The 17,261-nt window shown below is 75.4% G+C and carries 16 protein-coding genes; 12 read left to right on the forward strand and 4 right to left on the reverse strand.

Annotated features, from left to right (window positions below):
* Positions 1-6: 6 nt before the first annotated feature.
* The 6 genes from OU787_RS27150 to OU787_RS27175 all read left to right on the forward strand — a co-directional run bounded on the left by OU787_RS27150 (position 7) and on the right by OU787_RS27175 (position 6,519).
* A complete protein-coding gene (locus OU787_RS27150; protein ID WP_268660905.1) occupies positions 7-870 on the forward strand; it encodes an ABC transporter permease in 864 nt (287 codons plus the stop codon).
* On the forward strand, positions 867-1,862 hold the full coding sequence (locus OU787_RS27155; protein WP_268660906.1) for an ATP-binding cassette domain-containing protein: 996 nt from the start codon (positions 867-869) through the stop codon (positions 1,860-1,862). Before OU787_RS27150 ends, OU787_RS27155 begins: the two co-directional genes overlap by 4 nt.
* Positions 1,859-2,686: an ABC transporter ATP-binding protein gene (locus OU787_RS27160; RefSeq protein WP_268660907.1), complete on the forward strand. Its 828-nt coding sequence runs from the start codon at positions 1,859-1,861 to the stop codon at positions 2,684-2,686. The genes OU787_RS27155 and OU787_RS27160 overlap by 4 nt, the downstream gene beginning before the upstream one ends.
* Positions 2,683-4,290: an ABC transporter substrate-binding protein gene (locus tag OU787_RS27165; protein ID WP_268660908.1), complete on the forward strand. Its 1,608-nt coding sequence runs from the start codon at positions 2,683-2,685 to the stop codon at positions 4,288-4,290. The genes OU787_RS27160 and OU787_RS27165 overlap by 4 nt, the downstream gene beginning before the upstream one ends.
* Before the next feature lie 37 nt (positions 4,291-4,327).
* The gene (locus OU787_RS27170) at positions 4,328-5,350 is read left to right on the forward strand and encodes an LLM class F420-dependent oxidoreductase (protein ID WP_268660909.1); all 1,023 of its coding nucleotides are present in this window, start codon (positions 4,328-4,330) and stop codon (positions 5,348-5,350) included.
* A gap of 83 nt (positions 5,351-5,433) precedes the next feature.
* Positions 5,434-6,519 (forward strand): LLM class flavin-dependent oxidoreductase, encoded by a 1,086-nt coding sequence (locus OU787_RS27175; protein ID WP_268660910.1) that lies wholly within the window; start codon positions 5,434-5,436, stop codon positions 6,517-6,519.
* A gap of 22 nt (positions 6,520-6,541) precedes the next feature.
* Here the strand turns inward: OU787_RS27175 and OU787_RS27180 are convergent, their stop codons facing one another.
* Positions 6,542-7,465, reverse strand: coding sequence for a LysR family transcriptional regulator (locus OU787_RS27180; RefSeq protein ID WP_268660911.1), 924 nt, complete (start codon positions 7,463-7,465; stop codon positions 6,542-6,544).
* Between the two features lie 158 nt (positions 7,466-7,623).
* On the opposite strand from OU787_RS27180, the gene OU787_RS27185 reads away from it, so the two are divergent.
* Entirely contained in the window at positions 7,624-9,054 is a 1,431-nt protein-coding gene (locus OU787_RS27185; RefSeq protein WP_268660912.1) for an MFS transporter, read from the forward strand.
* Positions 9,055-9,175: 121 nt separating this feature from the next.
* On the opposite strand, the gene OU787_RS34650 is transcribed toward OU787_RS27185, so the two are convergent.
* Both OU787_RS34650 and OU787_RS27195 read right to left on the reverse strand, forming a co-directional pair.
* Positions 9,176-9,319, reverse strand: coding sequence for a DUF397 domain-containing protein (locus OU787_RS34650; RefSeq protein ID WP_327059426.1), 144 nt, complete (start codon positions 9,317-9,319; stop codon positions 9,176-9,178).
* The gene (locus OU787_RS27195) at positions 9,309-10,232 is read right to left on the reverse strand and encodes a helix-turn-helix domain-containing protein (RefSeq protein ID WP_268660914.1); all 924 of its coding nucleotides are present in this window, start codon (positions 10,230-10,232) and stop codon (positions 9,309-9,311) included. The genes OU787_RS34650 and OU787_RS27195 overlap by 11 nt, the downstream gene beginning before the upstream one ends.
* Before the next feature lie 257 nt (positions 10,233-10,489).
* Between OU787_RS27195 and OU787_RS27200 the strand changes: the two genes are divergently transcribed.
* The 4 genes from OU787_RS27200 to OU787_RS27215 all read left to right on the forward strand — a co-directional run bounded on the left by OU787_RS27200 (position 10,490) and on the right by OU787_RS27215 (position 13,400).
* On the forward strand, positions 10,490-10,675 hold the full coding sequence (locus tag OU787_RS27200; protein WP_442788666.1) for a hypothetical protein: 186 nt from the start codon (positions 10,490-10,492) through the stop codon (positions 10,673-10,675).
* Complete coding sequence (locus OU787_RS27205) at positions 10,659-11,186, forward strand: DUF6879 family protein (protein ID WP_107066648.1); 528 nt, start codon at positions 10,659-10,661, stop codon at positions 11,184-11,186. The genes OU787_RS27200 and OU787_RS27205 overlap by 17 nt, the downstream gene beginning before the upstream one ends.
* Positions 11,183-12,013, forward strand: coding sequence for a helix-turn-helix domain-containing protein (locus OU787_RS27210; protein ID WP_035956720.1), 831 nt, complete (start codon positions 11,183-11,185; stop codon positions 12,011-12,013). The genes OU787_RS27205 and OU787_RS27210 overlap by 4 nt, the downstream gene beginning before the upstream one ends.
* Positions 12,014-12,209: 196 nt before the next feature.
* Positions 12,210-13,400 (forward strand): rRNA adenine N-6-methyltransferase family protein, encoded by a 1,191-nt coding sequence (locus OU787_RS27215; protein ID WP_268660915.1) that lies wholly within the window; start codon positions 12,210-12,212, stop codon positions 13,398-13,400.
* A 13-nt stretch (positions 13,401-13,413) separates the two neighbouring features.
* On the opposite strand, the gene OU787_RS27220 is transcribed toward OU787_RS27215, so the two are convergent.
* Positions 13,414-14,421, reverse strand: coding sequence for a sigma-70 family RNA polymerase sigma factor (locus OU787_RS27220; protein ID WP_268660916.1), 1,008 nt, complete (start codon positions 14,419-14,421; stop codon positions 13,414-13,416).
* Between the two features lie 234 nt (positions 14,422-14,655).
* Here OU787_RS27220 and OU787_RS27225 point away from each other — a divergent pair, with 234 nt between their 5' ends.
* Positions 14,656-16,992, forward strand: a complete 2,337-nt coding sequence (locus OU787_RS27225) for a hypothetical protein (RefSeq protein WP_268660917.1) — start codon at positions 14,656-14,658, stop codon at positions 16,990-16,992.
* Positions 16,993-17,261: the final 269 nt, after the last annotated feature.

Consider the following 17,261-nt stretch of genomic DNA (forward strand, 5'->3'; position numbering starts at 1 on the left):
CCCGCGATGACGACCACCACCACGACCACCGCGGGACGCGCCCTCGGCGCCGTCCGGCGGGCCCCCGGCACGGCGCTGGCCGCCGCCGGGGCCCTGCTGCCCGTCCTGCTGGCCCTCGCCGCGCCGCTGCTCGCCCCCGCCGACCCCACCGCCGGACACCTCGCCGACCGGCTGCTCGACCCCGGCGCCCCCGGCCACCCGCTCGGCACCGACAGCCAGGGCCGCGACCTGCTCAGCCGCCTGCTCTGGGCCGCCCGCCCCTCGCTCGTCGCCGGACTGCTCCCGGTCGCCGTCGCCGCCCTGGCCGGTGCGCTGATCGGCATCACCGCCGCGCTGGCCGGCCGCGCCACCGAACAGGCCCTGCTGCGCGGCCTGGACGTGCTGTACGCCTTCCCCGGTGTGCTGCTCGCCATCGCCGTCGCCACCCTGCTCACCCCCGGCCCCGGCGCCACCGTGCTGGCCCTGTCGGTGGTGCTGACCCCGGCCGTCGCCCGGGTCGCGTTCACCGAGACCCGCCGGATCCGGGCCGCCGAGTACCTGGAGGCCGCGACCGTCTCCGGCGCGACCCGCCCCGCCCTGATCCTCCGCCAGGTGCTGCCCGTGGTCGCCCCCGTGGTCCTGGTCTACGCGACCTCGCTGGTCGGCCTCGCCGTGGTCTACGCCGCCGGCCTGTCCTTCCTCGGCCTCGGCGTCGCCCCGCCCGCCCCCGAGTGGGGCGCCATGCTCGACGAACTGCGCCCCGCCCTGTTCACCCACCCCTGGCTCGCCGCCCTCCCCGCCCTGGTGATCCTCGCCGTCTCGGTGGCCTTCAACACCCTCGGCGAGAGCCTGCGGACCCGCCTCGGCGCCGGAACGGAGGCCGCCCGGTGAGCGGCAGCAGCCTGCTGACGGTCGAAGGACTGACGGTCGAACACCCCGGCGGCGTCCGGGCCCTCGACGGCGTCGACCTCCGCCTCGCCGCCGGAGCGGCCCTGGTCCTGCTCGGCGAGTCCGGCAGCGGCAAGACCACCCTGGCCCGGGCCGTCCTCGGCCTCACCCCGCGCACCGGCACCGTCCGCGGCTCGATCCGCCTCGACGGCACCGAACTGCTCGGCCGCACCGAACGCGACTGGACCCGGATCCGCGGCCGCCGCATCGGCTACGTCCCGCAGGACCCCTCCGCCACCCTCGACCCGCTGCGCCGGATCGGCGCCCAACTCGTCGAAGTCCTGCGCGTGCACGGCCTCGCCGGCACCCGCCGGGCCGCCCGCGCCGCCGCCCTCCCGCTGCTCGCCGCCGCCGGCCTCCCCGACCCCGAACGCGCCGCCCACGCCCACCCGCACGAACTCTCCGGCGGCCTGCGCCAACGCGCCGCCCTCGCCCTCGCCATGGCCGGCGGCCCCGAACTCCTGATCGCCGACGAACCCACCACCGCCCTCGACACCCTCGTCCGGGCCCGCGTCCTCGACCTCTTCACCGCCCTGCGCACCGAACGCGGCCTCGCCCTCCTCCTCGTCACCCACGACCTCGCCGCCGCCGCCCGCATCGGCGGCACCGTCGCCGTCCTCGCCCACGGCCGCCTCACCGCGACCGGCCCGGCCGAGGAACTGCTGGTGCCGGAGAGCAGCAGCCCCGCCGGGGCACCGGGACTACGGCCGGAGAGCCCCGCCAGGGGACCGGGCAACGGCGGCCCCGGGCCACGGCCGGAGAGCCCCGCCAGGGGCTCGGGGAACGGCGAGTCCGTGCTGCTGCCGGTCGGAGCCCGGCGGAAAGCCCGTGCTGCTTCCGGCCGGGACGGCAACTCCGAGCCGACGCCGCACCCCGCCCCCGAACCGCCGCACCCCGCGCCCCTGGCCGTCCCCCCGAGGGAGTCCTCCCGATGAGCGCCCTGCTGCGGCTCGACGCCGTCTCCAAGAGCTACGCCCACCGCCCCGCGGTCACCGACGTCACCCTGGAGGTGCACGCGGGCGAGAGCGTCGCACTGGTCGGCGAGTCCGGGTCCGGGAAGTCGACGCTGGCCCGGCTCGCGCTCGGACTGGTGCGCCCCGACGCGGGCACGGTCTCCTTCGAGGGCCGCGACCCCGCCCGCCTGCGGGCCAGGGCCGACCGGGACGTCCGGGCCAGGCTGCAGTTCGTGCCGCAGCACCCGCGCGGTTCGCTGAACCCGGCGCTGCGCTCCGGCGAGGCCGTCGGCTTCGCGCTGCGCGCCCACGGCGTCCCGCGGCGCGACCGCGCCGACCGCACCGCCGAGTTGTTCCGTCGGGTGGGCCTGGCACCGGAGCTGGCCCGCCGCTTCCCGCGCGAACTGTCCGGCGGCCAGCTGCAACGCGTCGCGGTGGCACGGGCGTTGGCGACCGGACCGGCCCTGGTGGTGTGCGACGAGCCGACCTCCGCGCTGGACCGCGACACCCAGGAACGCCTCCTCGACCTGCTGACCGAGCTGCGCGAACGCACCGGCACCGCCTACCTGTTCGTCTCCCACGACCTCGCCGCGGTGGCCCGTTTCGCGCACCGCACGCTGGTGCTGCGCACCGGCCGGGTGGTCGAGCAGGGCCGCACCGAGCACCTGTGGACCGCCCCGGACCACCCCTACACCCGCGCCCTGCTGGACGCCTCCGGCCCGCACGTCACCCTCCGCACCACCAAGACCCTTCGCAACGCCGCGCACAGCGCCGAACCGAACGACGAGAACGAGGACCCGACATGACCGAGCACGCCCCCCGCCGCTCCAGAGCCGCCGCCACGGTGGCCGCCGCCGTCCTGCTGGCGGCCACCGGCTGCGCCTCCACCCCCGCGGGCGGCGACGCCGCGGGCGCCGGCGGCGGGACGCTGGTGATCGGCGCGACCGGCAAGCTCCCGAACCTGGACACCGTGATCGGCGGCGCCGGCTTCGAGGGCAAGCGCCTGCTGAGCTTCCAGATCTACGAGGGCCTGACCCGCTACGAGCTGCTCAAGGACACCGACAAGCCGCCGCAGGTCACCGGCGCGCTCGCCGAGTCCTGGCAGGTCGCCCCGGACAAGGTCACCTGGACGTTCGCGCTGCGCAAGGGCGTCAAGTTCCAGGACGGCACGCCCTTCGACGCCGACGCGGTGCTGTTCAACCTGCACCGCTACCTCGACAAGTCCAGCCCGGAGTACACCGACGCGCTGGGCGCCGCCGCCAAGGAGTACGCCGGCGACATCGCCTCCTACCGCAAGACCGACGACACCCACGTCGAACTCGTCACCACCGGCCCGAACGGCCACTTCCCCGAGGACCTGGCGCACGTGCTGATCGCCAGCCCCACCGCCGTCCGCAAGACCGGCACCGCCGACTTCTCCCAGCACCCCGTCGGCACCGGCCCGTTCGGCTTCGTCTCGCAGACCGAGGGCCAGCAGGTCGAACTGGCCGCCAACAAGGACTACTGGCGCGGCGCCCCCAAGCTGGAGCGCCTCGTCGTCAAGGCGCTGCCCGACCCGGCCGCCCGCACCGCCGCGCTGCGCTCCGGCGGCGTCAACTGGATCGAGTACCCGAACCCCGACGACCTGGACGGCCTGAAGGCGGCCGGCGCGCAGATCCTCTCCAACAGCTACGACCACCTCTGGTACTGGATCCTGGACACCACCAAGGGCCCGTGGGCGGACGCCCGGGTCCGGCAGGCCGCCAACTACGCCATCGACCGGCAGGCCATCGCCACCGACCTGCTGCACGGCACCGCCGACCCGGCGTTCCAGGCCGCGCCGCGCGCCACCGCCGCCTACGACCCGGCCGACGACCGGTACGGCCACGACCCGGCCAAGGCCAAGCAGTTGCTCGCCGAAGCCGGCTACCCGAACGGCTTCGCCACCTCGGTGACGGTGCCCACCGGCGGCTCCGGCAACCTGCTGCCGGTGCCGATCACCGAGGCCCTGCAGCGCGACCTGGCGGCCGTCGGCATCAAGGTCGAGATCCGCACCACCGACTGGACCACCCTGATCGGCGCCGAGGCCAAGGGCGAGGTCGCGCTCGGCTCCGACGCGATCGCCCAGTCCACCACGCTGTTCCAGTCCGAGGCGCTGCTGCCGCTGTTCATCGGCTCCAAGAGCCCGTTCTGGACCGGCCACTACGCCAGCCCCAAGGTCGACCAGCTGATCGCCACCGCCGCCGCCGACCCCGACCAGGGGGCCCGGCAGGCCGCCTACCGCACCGCGCTGCGCCAGGTCACCGAGGACGCCCCCTGGCTGTTCGTGGTCAACGACCGCAACCCGCGCGCCCTCGCGCCCACCGTCCACGGACTCGTCCAGCCGCAGTCCTGGTTCCTCGACCTCACCACCGTGTCGGTCGGCAAGTGACCACCCGCACCCGACCGGCAGCGCAGAAAGGCCCCCGATGACCACCGCCCACCCGACCGCCCACCCCACCGCGCCCACGCCCGCCTGGGGCATCACCCTGCCGCTGCCCGGACTGACCATCGACCGGCACCGCTTCCTGGTCGAGCGGCTCCCCGACCTCGGCTACGGCGACGTGTGGAGCGCCGAGGGCGGCGGCACCGACGCCTTCACCCCGCTGGCCGCCACCGCCGCCTGGGCCCCGCACCTGCGGATCGCCACCGGCATCGTCCCGGTGCACACCCGCGGGCCCGCCGTGCTCGCCCAGACCGCCGCCACCCTGGCCCAACTCTCCACCGGCGGCGTCCTGCTGGGCATCGGCGCCTCGGTGCCCGCGCACGTCACCGACATCAACGGCATCCCGTTCGACGAGCCGTTCAAGCGCACCCGGGACGTGCTGCGCTTCCTCACCGCCGCGCTGCGCGGCGAGCACGTCGCCGGGGACTTCGACACCTTCTCGATCACCGGCTACCGGCTGCCCCACCCGCCCGCCGACCCGGTCAAGGTCATCCTCGGCGCGCTGCGCCCCGGCATGCTCCGGCTCGGCTTCACCGAGGGGGACGGCGCCATCACCAACCTGCTGCGCGCCCAGGACCTGCCCAAGGTGCTGGACGCGGTCGGCCCGCAGCCGCCCGGCAAGGAACTCGTCGTCAAGGTGTTCGTCTGCCCCACCGAGGACACCGCGTACGCGCACCGGGCCAGCCGCCCCTTCCTGGCCTGGATCCTCAACCGCGAGCCCTACCGCAAGTTCCACCAGTGGCTCGGCAACGGCGAGTTGCTCGCCGAGACGCACAAGCGCTGGGCCGACGGCGACCACGAGGGCGCCCAGCGCGCCCTGCCCGACGAGGTGGTCGACGCGCTGTTCCTGCACGGCTCCCCCGAGGAGTGCCGGGAGCAGATCCTGCGCTACCAGCAGCCCGGCGTCACCGCCATCCAGCTGTACGTCTCGCTGCCGCCCGAGGTGTTCACCAGCCGCACCCGGCTGCTCGACACCCTCGCCCGGCTCGGCCCCGCCGCCCGGTGAGCAGCCCCGCCGACTGTCCCCGGGCGGGCCGCCGCCGCCCGGCGGCCCGCCCACCACCCCACGCCCGCAACGGAGTTGACCCGATGGAGCTCGAACTGCGCGGCGGCGTCCGCGCCGCCCCCGTGGCCGGCCGCACCCCCGCCGAACGCCAGGCCCTGCGCTGGGCCCCCGACCCGCGCGAACGCACCGCCGACCCCGCCCACATCGCCCGCACCGCACGGGAGTTGGAAGAGGACGGACTCGACTCGGCGCTCGTCGTCCAGTCCTCGTCCTGGCCCGACCCGTGGGCCGTCGCCGGCTGGGCGCTGGCCGCCACCACCCGGCTGCGGATCGCCGCCGCCCACCGCATCGGCACCACCGCACCCACCGCCGCCGCCCGCACCCTGGCCACCCTCGACCGGCTCTCCGGCGGCCGGATCAGCGCCCACCTGATCATCGGCTCCAGCGACGCCGACGTCGCCCGCGACGGCGACACCCTCCCCAAGGCCGAACGCTACCGCCGCGCCGACGAGTACCTCTCGCTGCTCACCCGCTACCTCGCCGCCGAGGACGACCTCGACCACCACGGCGAGTACTACACCGTCCGCGCCGCCCGCAGCGGCCTGCGCCCCGCCCCCGGCAGCGAACTGCTCTCCTTCGGCGGCTCCTCCCCGGCCGGCGTCGACCTCGCCGCCCGCTACGCCCAGGTCTACGCCGTCCCGCCCCGCCCGCTCCCCGACACCCGGCTGCGGATCGCCCAGGCCCGCGCCGCCGCCGCCCGGCACGGCCGCACCCTGCGGATCTGGCGGCACGTCACCGTCGTCCTCGCCGACACCGACACCGCCGCCCAGCAGCACCTGCGCCGCCTGCGCCGCGACGCCCTGCGCCTGACCTCCGGCCCCGACGCCCCCCGCTACCTGGACGCCGTCGCCCTCGACCGCGACCGCGGACGCGGCACCGCCGACCCCGCCACCGACCCCGCGCAGGTCGCCGCCTACATCCGCCGCTCCCTCGCCGGCGCCCACACCGGCTCCCCGGCCACCGTCGCCGCCCGGATCAACCTGCTGCGCGCCGCCGGCGTCGACATCGTCCAACTCGACCTCCCGGTCGAGACCGACCACGACCGCGAGCTGCGCCGCGCCCTGGTCGCCCACCTCCGCGACCCGGCCCCGCCCCGCCGCGCCTGGTAGGCCCGGCGGGGCCGGCCGGGGCTCACACCGGCGCCGCCGTCCGCGGGGCCTCCCGCGCCATCTCCCGCGCCGCCGCGCGGGCCGCGCCCGCGAAGGCGTCCAGGGCGCCGGTGGTGTTCCCGGCGCGCCAGACCAGGCCGTAGCCGACCGGCTGCGCGTCGGCGACGGGAACGTACGCGACGCCCGGCCGGGCGAAGTAGGCCGCCGTGTGCGCGGCGGTGAGCAGGGCGCCCCGGCCGCCGGCGACCAGCACCAGGGCCTCCTGCAACTGGGTCACGGCGGGGCCGGGGTCGATGGGCCGGCCGCTCGGGGTGCGGGCGGGGGCGTAGTGCTCCCGCAGGTGGGCGGGCAGCTCGCCCTCGACCGTGAGCAGCGGGACGTCGGCGAGGTCCTCCAGCGAGACGGTGCCGCGGACGGCGAGCGGGTGCGCGGACGGCACCGCGAGGACGCGCCCCTCGGTGAGGAGGGCCGAGCCGCCGCCCAGGTCGTCCTCCCGGACCGGGAGCTCCTGGAGCTGGACGTCGAACCCGCCGTCGCGCAGCCGCCCGTACGGATCGGCCATCGGCACCTCGCAGATCTCCACCGCGAGGCCGGGGTGGCTGCCCCGCAGCGCCTGCGTCGCCCGCATCACGAGCTCGCCGGTGAGCGGGTTGGCGAAGCCGACGTGCAGGACGGTGTCGATGCCGCGCGCGGTGGCGACGGCGCGCGCCAGGGCGGCGTCCATCGCGCGGTGGTGCGGTTCGAGGTCGGCGCGCAGCCGGCGGCCGATCGCCGACAGGGCGACGCGGCGGCTGGTGCGGACGAACAGCGGGGCCCCGACCCGCCGTTCGAGACGCTGGACCAGCTGGCTGACCCGGGCGCGGGAGAGCCCCATCCGCTCGGCGGTGCGGCCGAAGTGCAGCTCCTCGGCGAGCAGGAGGAAGCACTCGACCTCGTCGCGTTCCATCGGTCCTCCCGGATGAGCCGGATCGGTAAGCCCCGCTGAACGAACGTCCAGATCTTCGCCGTTGTTCCGTCCGCGCCCCCTGGCCGAAGGTGGACGAGCGGCCGCCCGACGGGCGGCACTCCTCCATCTCCCCTCCCACCGACAGGAGTTGACCTGCCATGCGTACGACCGAGGCGCCACCCGCCGCCCTCAGCACCCGGGAACGGGCCATGCTGCTCGTCCTGTGCGGCGCGATCTTCCTGGAGGGCATCGACGTCGCCATGCTGAACGTGGCGCTGCCCGTCATCCGCGCGGACCTCGGCCTGTCCACCGGCACGCTGCAGTGGGTGATGAGCGCCTACGTCCTCGGCTACGGCGGCTTCATGCTGATCGGCGGCCGGGCGGCGGACCTCTTCGGGCGGCGCCGGATGTTCGTCGGCTGGCTCGCGGTGTTCCTGGTCTTCTCCGGACTCGGCGGACTGGCCTCCGAGGGCTGGCAGCTGATCGCCGCCCGGTTCGTGACCGGCGCCGCGGCGGCCTTCATGACCCCGGCCGGGCTCTCCGTCATCACCACCGGCTTCGCGGAGGGCCCGCGCCGCAACCGGGCCCTGCTCCTCTACTCCGGCACGGCCGCCGGCGGCTTCTCGGTCGGCCTGGTGGCGGGCGGGCTGCTCGCCTCGGCCGACTGGCGGTGGGTGTTCTTCGCGCCGGTGGTCCTCTCCGCGCTGATCCTGGCCGGCGCGCTGGCCTCCGTACCGAAGTCGCCGCGCCCCGACCGGACCGGACAGCGCCTCGACCTGGCCGGCGGCCTGACCGTCACCGCGGCCGTCCTGCTCCTGGTCCTGGGCGTCGAACGGGCGGGCCACGCCTCGGCCCTGGCGACCACCCTCACCCTGGGCGCGGGCCTGGCCGCCCTCGCCGCCTTCGTCGCCGTCGAACGCCGCGCGGCCGCGCCCCTGGTCCGGCTCGGCGTCCTCCGCAGCGCCGCCCTGGTCCGGGCCAACCTCACCGCCCTGCTCTTCGCCGCCGGATTCTTCGGCTTCCAGTTCCTGGTCGTCCTCTACCTCCAGGAACTGCGCGGCTGGTCCACCCTGCAGACCAGCTTCGCGATGATCGTCATCGGCGTCGACGCGGTCCTCTCGCCGACCGTCGTCCCCAAGCTGGTCGACCGCTTCGGCAACGCCCGCCTGATCTTCGGCGGCCTGGTCCTCGCCGCCCTCTCGTACGCGCTCTTCCTGCCGGTCGGCGCCGACTGGACCTACCTCGCGATGCTCCCGAGCCTGCTGCTGCTCGGTGTCGCCTTCGCCCTGACGTACGGTCCGCTGACCATCGCGGCGACGGAGGGGGTCGAGGAGGAGGAACAGGGGCTGGCCGGCGGGCTCCTCTACACCGCGTTCCAGTTCGGCGCGGCACTCGGCCTCTCGGCGGCCGCCGCGGTCGACGTCGCCGCCACCGCGTCGGATGCGGCCGCCGCACGCCTCGACGGGTACCAGGCCGCGCTGTGGGTGCCGTTCGCCGCGGCCCTGGGCGCGGCGCTGGTCAGCGCCTTCGGAACGCGGTCGCCCAAGGACCGCCCGGCCCCGGAGCCCGAACCCGCCACCGTCGGGTAACCCGCGACCGGCCCCGGCCCCGGCCTCGGAAACGAACGCCCACCGCTCCCCGGAGACCCGGACCCCCGGGGAGCGGTGGGCGTTCCCTTCCGGGGCCGCCGGGCTCAGACCTCCGCCGGGCTCAGACCTCCCCGAAGACCCCGCGTGCGACGGCCGCCGTGAACTCCCGCCACACGGCGGGGGCGAGGCCGAGTGCCGGACCCGCGGGGTTCTTGCTGTCGCGGACGAAGACCAGGCCGTGGGCGGCCTCGAAGTCACGCGTCACCTCGACGCAATCGCCGCCGCCCCCGCTGTAGCTGGACTTGTGCCATGCGGCGGCGCGCAGCGCCGCGGTGCTGGGACCGGTCACCATGCTGGAACCCCTTCCGGATCTTGCGGATCATGGCCGCCGAGTCCGCCTGGGACAGGGCCTCCACCTGGAGGAGATCGTAATTCGTCGCCCAGTCGGCCACGATGTCGGGATCCCTTGTCAGATAACCGCGTTGAGACGTCTCGGCATACCCCAGCCGCTCGTGGTCCGGCATGTTCAGCAGCGTCATCGGGTGGACGAAGGGCCGGAGCGAGCTCCGCTCGAACGGCATCACCTGGAGCACCACCTTCGGGTGGTCCACCAGGGCCAACAGGTGGTCGAGCTGCCGGGCCATCACCTGCGGGCCGCCGATCACGGACCGCAGACAGCTCTCGTCCAGCACGAGGTGCAGCCGGGGCCCGTCCGGCTGCTCGATCGGAGCCTGCCGGACCAGGATGACCCGCACCCGCTCCTCCGCCTGCTCCGCGGTGATGCTGCCGCGCGCCACGTAGCCCGCCTCCACCGCCGAGGCGTACTCCTCGGTCTGCGCCAGCCCCGGGACCAGATCCGTCTTGAAGTGCCGGATCAACCGGGCCTTCGCCTCCAGCACGATGTACTCCGGGAAACCCTCCACCAGCGTGGTGTGCCCCAGCAGGAACCAGGTGCTCTCCAACGTCCCCATGCCGCCGAGCGCCTGGTCCGCGGCCCGGGCGAACCCGGCGGGCGGCACCCGCTTCCCGTTCTCGATCAACGAGATGTAGGCGCCGGTGTACCTGACCAGGGCCCCCAGCTCGTCCTGGCTGAGGCGCGCCCGCTTGCGCAGCTCGCGCAACTGCCAGCCGAAGGCCGCAAGCGGACTTGACGAAGGATCAAGTGTGTTGATTCGCAAGCTGGTTCACCCACTCCAACAAGCCGAGGCACTGGTCTGAACTGCCGCAGATCGTAACTGCCCACCTGGAACCCCACACCTCGTTGCGAAAAAATCCGACAACCCGTCAATCCCGGCACGCCCCAGGAGCCGGGGGCGTGCGCCCTCCCCGGCCGGGGCGGTTTCCAGTTCCGGAAAGCGAGGGGCCTTGACCCTGTGACCGCCGGGTCGGAAACATCGAGTGCGGCATCCGTCAACGAGGGGGGACGACTGTGAGGTTGGAAGTACTGCTGAGCTCGTGCGACGAGGGCGACTGTCCTACGCTCTACCGCACGGACCGGGGAACGCTGGCCGTGCAGGGGGAGCGGATCACCGACCACGGCCGCGAAATCCCCGGGCACGAAACCATGGTGGAGATTCCCGTGGAGCTGATCCGGAAGGCGGTCCGTGATCGGCTCGTCTAAGACCCTCGGTGACATGTTCGCCGGGTTCAGGAGCGAAGCGTTCCGGCTGGAAGCCCTGGACGACTACAGCAGGTCCGGTGGCGTGGAGGCTTACCGGGCGTTCCTGGCGGGCGAGGAGCAGCCCGAGGAGTACCGGAACTCCTCCTGGGTGACCACGGTCGGAGAGGCCGTACGTTCCGGTAGGAGGATGTACCGGGTGCATGTGCTGTCGCGGCCGCTGACCGACTACCTGCGTTTCGAGCTGTCCTGGGGATACCGCCGCAACATGGCGGCCGGGGAAGAGTTCTTCATCCTCGACACCACTGAACGGGAGAACCCGCTTCGGGGCGTGCCCGACTTCTGGCTCTTCGACGGCGAGGAGGTCGCGGTCATGAACTACGACGGCGCCGGCGGATACCTGGGAGCCGACTTCTACGGGGGAGACCGCGCCCCGGAGTTCGAGGCGTACCGGGACGCGGCACTCGCGCAGGCCGTGCCGTTCGCCGATTGGTGGGCCGAGTTCGGCGAATGAACAGGTCGGAGTTGGGACCGGCGCTGCGGGTGCTGCGGGAGGCTTCCGGCAAGGAGGCCAAGACGGTGGCCCGCGGCGCCGTCATGTCGGCGAGCAAACTGAGCAAGATCGAGAACGGGCGGACGGTAGTGTCCGTCGCCGACGTGGACCGGATCCTCACCGCGATCGGAGTGTCGGAGGAGGTGAAGGCCGAGTACCTGGCCGCCGCCCGTGCGGAAGCGACCGAGGCGACGGCCTGGCGGCTGTACCGGCGGTTGGGGTACCACCGCAAGCAGCGGCAGATCAAGGCGATGGACAGCACCACGACGCTGCTGCGGGTTTTCCAGACGTCCCTGGTCCCCGGACTCCTGCAGACCCCGGAGTTCGCGCGGGCGGTGTTCGCCAGGAGGGACCTCGGGGAGGAACAGCTGTCCCGTGCCGTCCGTGGCCGCCTCGACCGGCAGGTGGTCCTCTACGATCCGGCCAGGACGCTGCAGTTCGTGATCCTGGAATCCGTTCTCCGGTGGGGCCTGGTACCGGCTGCGGTGATGGCCGAACAGTTGGACAGGATCGTCTCCGTTTCCAGGTTGCCCGGCGTCGATGTGCGAGTGGTGCCGCTCGCCGGTTTCCGTGAGGACGTGCCAGGCCATTCGTTCGTCGTCCGGGACGACAGGTTGGTGACGGTGGAAACCGTCCACGCGGAACTGGTGGTGACCGATCCCCGGGACGTGGAGCTCTACGTGCGGAAGTTCGAGGGGTTCTCGTCGGCTGCTTCGGCGGGGGAGGACATGCGCAGCATGGTCGAGGGCATCCGGGACGAGTTCTTGCGGGAACGGGAAACCGGCTAGAACGCCCTCCCGGCCGTCCCTACCGTGAAATCCGGTGGCCGTCCGGCTGCCGGTTCCGCCGATGCAGGGAGGTCGTTCGCATGCTCGACGCCGATGGCGGGCACGGGGGTAACCCCGCGCCGATCCAACCGCCGCCGCCTCCGGCCCCGCCGTCGCCGGACGGCAGTGCGCCGCCCGGCAACGGGGGGCACCGGAAGTGACCGATGGCCTCCGGGAGACGGAGGGGGTGGGCCGCTCCGGCTTCGGACCGGGGCGGTTCCTGCTCTCGACCGGGCACCTGTCCCCGGACTGGGTCGACACGTTCGACGCCGTGCCGCGTGCGCTGTTCACTCCGCCGCGGGTCTGGTCGCACGACATGGCGAGCGGCCGCAGCGTGCTGGTGGACCGGGACGCGGACCCGGCGGCCTGGCGGGCCGCGACGGAGGCCGACGTCCCGTTGGTGACGCAGTGGGACGACGGTGCGCACGGCGGGCCCGAACCGGGCGTGGTGCCGACCAGCAGTCTCAGCATGCCGAGCGTCGTCGCGTCGATGCTCCGCGACCTCGACGTGCGGCCGGGACTGCGGGTGCTCGACGTGGGGACGGGCTGCGGCTGGAACACGGGGCTGCTGGCGCACCGTCTCGGTTCGCGGCAGGTCGTCAGCGTCGAGTGCGACCGGGGTGTGTCGGCGCTGGCGGCCGCCCACCTGCAACGGGCCGCTCTGGCGCCGCAACTGCTGGTCGGCGACGGGAAGTTCGGCGGTCCTGACGGCGCCCCGTACGACCGGGTCGTCGTGACGTACGGCGTCCGGGAGATCGCGCAGGCGTGGATCGCGCAGTCCCGGCCGGGCGGCGTCGTCCTCGTGCCCTGGGGCACGGACTTCAGCCCGCTGGACGCCGTGGTCAAGCTCGCGGTGGGGCCGGACGGCACGGCCTGCGGGCGCTTCACCGGGCTGGTGGAGTTCATGAAGGCGCGGGACCAGCGCCTCGCGTTCCCCGAACACGCCGTGTACGTGCCGGAGTTCCCCGGCAGCGCCGACGTCCGGCACCGCACGGCGCTCACCGCCGACGACCTCGGCGACCGCTGGGCCGTGCAGCGGTTCGTCGTCGGGCTGGCGGTACCGGACGTGACGCACCTGGTGCACCGGCAGGAGGACGGCACCGCGGTGGTGTGGTGCTACGGTCTGGCCGACCGGTCGTGGGCGGCGGCGGTGCGGCGGGCCGGGGAGCCGGAGGCCGTCGTGTACCAGGCCGGGCCCCGTCGGCTCTGGCAGCTCGTGGAGCGGGCCCTCGCCTGGTGGCACGGCCGGGGCCGGCCGGGCCCGGGCCGGTTCGGGCTCACCGTCAGGGCGGAGGGCGCCGTGCCGTGGCGGGACGCCCCGGCGCGGGCCGTCCCGCAGTACCGCTGAGAGGTCTGTCCGTTCAGGCCAGGCCGCGGAGCTTGTCGGGGTTGGAGACCGCGTGGATGCCGGAGACCAGGTCGCCGTCCGGGGCGAGGTCCAGGACGAGGACGGCGAAGGGGCGGCCGAAGGCGGAGAGGACGGCGGCGGGGGCGCCGTTGACGTCGCGCCAGGTGAGGTGGAGGGCGGGGGTGGGCCTGGCGGAGAGGGCGGTCAGGAGGCGGGCGACCTTGGCGCGGCCGGTGAGCGGGCGCCGGCCGCCGGGGGCCTTGCCGCCGCCGTCGCCGACCAGGGTGACGTCGGGGGCGAGGAGTTCGAGGAGGGCGGCCAGGTCGCCGCCGAGGGCGGCGGCCAGGAAGCGCTCGGTGACCCGGCGGCGTACGTCCGGGGCGGCCTCGTAGCGGGGGCGGCGGGCCCGGACGTGCTCGCGGGCCCGTTTCACCAACTGCCGTACCGCGGCCGGGTTGCGGCCCAGGATCACGGCGATCTCCGCCCCGCTGTACCCGAACACCTCGTGCAGGACGAACGCCGAGCGCTCCAGCGGCGAGAGCGTCTCCAGCACCACCAGCAGCGCCATCGACACCGACTCGGCCCGCTCGGCGGCGAGCGCCACGTCCTGCGCCGCGCCGTCCGTCCCGCCGTCCGCCGCGGCCGCCGGGCCGAACAGCGGCTCGGGCAGCCACGGGCCGACGTACGTCTCGCGGCGCCGGCTGACCGCGGCCTGCTGGGCCAGCGCCCGGTTCACCGCGATCCGCACCAGGTACGCCTTCGGGTGCTCGACCGCCCCGGCCGTGGGGGAGGCGGTCCGGGCCGCCCAGGCCAGCCAGGTGTCCTGGAGGACGTCCTCGGTGTCGGCGACGCTGCCGAGCAGGTTGTAGACCAGGGCGAAGAGCAGCTCCCGGTGCTCCGCGTACTCCCGCGTCGCCCGCTCCGAGGCGGCGGCAGGGGCAGAGGTAGGGGCAGGAGCAGGGGTAGAGGTAGGGGCAGGTGACGCCGCCTCGTCCGCCGGCCGTGCCGGGTGCCCGCTCATCGTGGCTCTCCTGCCGCCGTGGTCGCCGTGGTCGCCGTGGTCGCCGTGGTCGCCGTGCCGCTCGTGGCCGGGATCATACCGGTGTACCGCCCCCGAACGAATGTCCGCGCACCTCAAGTACGCTGTGCGCGGCCGGAAGTGACGGTGCCGCGACGAGCCGGGGAACACCCGGCTGCGTCCGGGCGCCCGCCGAGGGGGACGGCCGACGGGGACGGACACGAAGGACAGGCACACGTGGACAGCGACAACCGCGCCGGCGTCGGACTCGCGGACCGGGCGGAGGCGGGCACCCGGGGGCCGGACGGGCCGGCGGCCTGGCAGTACCTGCTGGACGAGGGCCTCGACCCGGCCGGGCGGATCCCGGTGCACGCCGTCCGCGGCAGCACCCCGCCCGCCGATACGGCCGGCCGGCCCGGTGCCTACCGTCCCAACCCGCGCCACGGCCGCCCGCTGCCCGAACCGGTCCCCGCCGACGTCCCCGCCGACGCGCCCGCCCCCGGCCTGCCTCCGCTCGGGGCCGGGCGGCGGCCCGCCGGGCGGGCGCTGCTGTCCTGGCTGGAGGACGGCCGCGCGCCCCGGCTGTGCCGGATCGCCGGGTCCTCCGGCAGCGGCCGCACCCACCTGCTGACCTGGCTGGCCGCCGCCTGCCCGCCCGACCACCCGCGGCCCGGCCGCCGGGTCCACGCACTGCTGGACGCCGAGGGGCTGACGGTCCGTTCGGCCACCGCCCGGCTGGCCGACCTGCTCGGCCTGACCGCGGGCGAGCCCGCCGACCTGTTGGAGGCGCTGCAGGACGGCACCCCCCGCACCGTCGTGGTCACCGACCTCGACCGGGCCGGCGGCCCCCGGCTGCCCGGCACCCCCGAGCGCCTGGCCCGCGAACTGCTCGTCCCGCTGCTGTCGGTGCCCTGGCTGCTGCTGGTCGTCGAGGCCGCCCACGGCCCCGCCGCCGACCTGCTCGCCGACGCCGCCCCCACCGGCGCCGTCCTCGACCTCGACCAGCCGCAGTGGACCGACCCCGCCCAGTACGCCGCCTGGTGCGCGGGCCTGGCCGGCCACCCCGTCGACCCGGCCGCCACCCACCCCAGCCCCGGCCTGGCCCAGCTCGCCGCCCGCACCCCCGGCGCCGCCCCCGACCCGGCCCTGCCGCCCGCCGACCGGGTCGCCGCGCTCGCCGCCGCCTGGTGGCAGGCCGTCCCCGACGCCGAACGCGCCGCCCTCACCGCACTGGCCGGGGCCGACGGCCCGCTCAGCGCCGAACTGTGGGCCACCCTCCCCGGCGCCGACCCGGCCGGGGTCGCCGCCGCCGCCGACCTGCTGCCCCCGCCCCCGATGGCCGACCGCTGGCGGCTGCGCCCCACCCCGCTCGCCGACCTGGTGACCGCCGACAGCCCGCCGGTCGACCACGCCGCGATGATGTGGGAGGTGGCCGGCGGCATCCCGGTGCGCGCCGACGGCGGCCCCGACCTCGCCGCCAGCGACCCCGAACGCCTCGCCCTGCTGGTCCGGCACGCCTCCGCGGGCGACCCGGGCAGCCCGATGCTCGACGAGATCGACCTGCTGCTGCACGCCGAACCCGCCACCGTCACCGCCGCGTTCCAGCACGCCGAGGACGCCGGACTGCCCCCCACCCCGCTCGCCGCGGCCTGGCGCCGGGCCGCCCCCGACCGGGCCGCCACCGCCCGCCCCGCCGACCGGGCCGCCGTCCTGCACGCCCACCTCACCGGCCGCCACGACGCCGCCGCCGCGCACTGCGCCGACCTCGCCCGGCAGACCGACACCCGCTGGCACGCCGTCTGGCAGCACCTCCCCGCCACCGGCCCGTGCGCCGCCGCCCTCGGCCTCGGCCCGCACGCCGGACACCTGCTGCTCACCGACGGCGCCGGACTGCACCTGGCCGACCCCGCCACCGGCCAACTCCTCGGCCCCGTCGAGCCCTTGACCGCAGGAGGGGCAGGGGCGGACGTCGAGCCGCACCCGCGGGCGCTGACCTCGACCCCGTTCGGCGGCGCCCTGCTGCTCAACGCCTCCGGCGAACTGCGCCCGCTCGCCGTCCGCGGCGCGCCCGCCCTCCCGGACGGCGCCCCGGCGCTCCCCGGCGCGTGCACGGCCGTCGCCGGGCACGAGGGCGTGCTGGTGTTCGGCGGTCCGGACGGCCTCACCCACTGCGTGGAGACCGCCACCGGCACCGCCCACCGCCCCGACGTCCCGCTGCACGAGGGCCCGGTCACCGCGCTGGGCGCGGCCGCGGCCGACGGCGGCACCCTGGTCGCCAGCGGCGGCGAGGACGGCCGGGTGTGGACCTGGATGCCGGGCCGCCCGCCGCTGCCCGCCCCCGTCGACCGGCGCCCCTGGCCGGTCACCGCGGTCGCCCTCGCCGCCACCCCGGCCGGGCTGCTGCTGGCCGCCGCCTGGTCGGACGGCCTGCTGCGGCTGCGCCGCTGGGGCGAGCGGCACCGCGGCGCGGACCTCCGGCTCGGTGCGGCCGTCCGGACCCTCGCGGTCACCCCCGAGGGGCTGGTGGTCGCCGCGCTGCCCGGCTCGGTGCTCGGGCTGACCCTGGTCGGCTGAGGTCCGCCGTCCGGGTCGGCTGAGGTCCGCCGTCCGGGTCGGTCCCCGGCGGTGGACGGGGGTGCGCGGGGGGTGTGCTGAGGGTGTCCGGCGGCGGGCGTTGAAAGCCACCGGAAAAGGCGCGATCTTCAACGGAAGACCGCGCAATTCGCCGTTTCCGGCTGGTTCCTGATCGAGTTTGATCACCGGAAGGGCATTCAGCGTCAACGAGGCCGCTGCTCCTTCCCCCTCAACGACGAATTCCCTGCTGGACCCTCCTGTGAACCGCG

It is taken from the genome of Kitasatospora sp. YST-16 (genome assembly GCF_026802215.1).
In the GTDB taxonomy this organism is placed as follows: domain Bacteria; phylum Actinomycetota; class Actinomycetes; order Streptomycetales; family Streptomycetaceae; genus Kitasatospora; species Kitasatospora cineracea.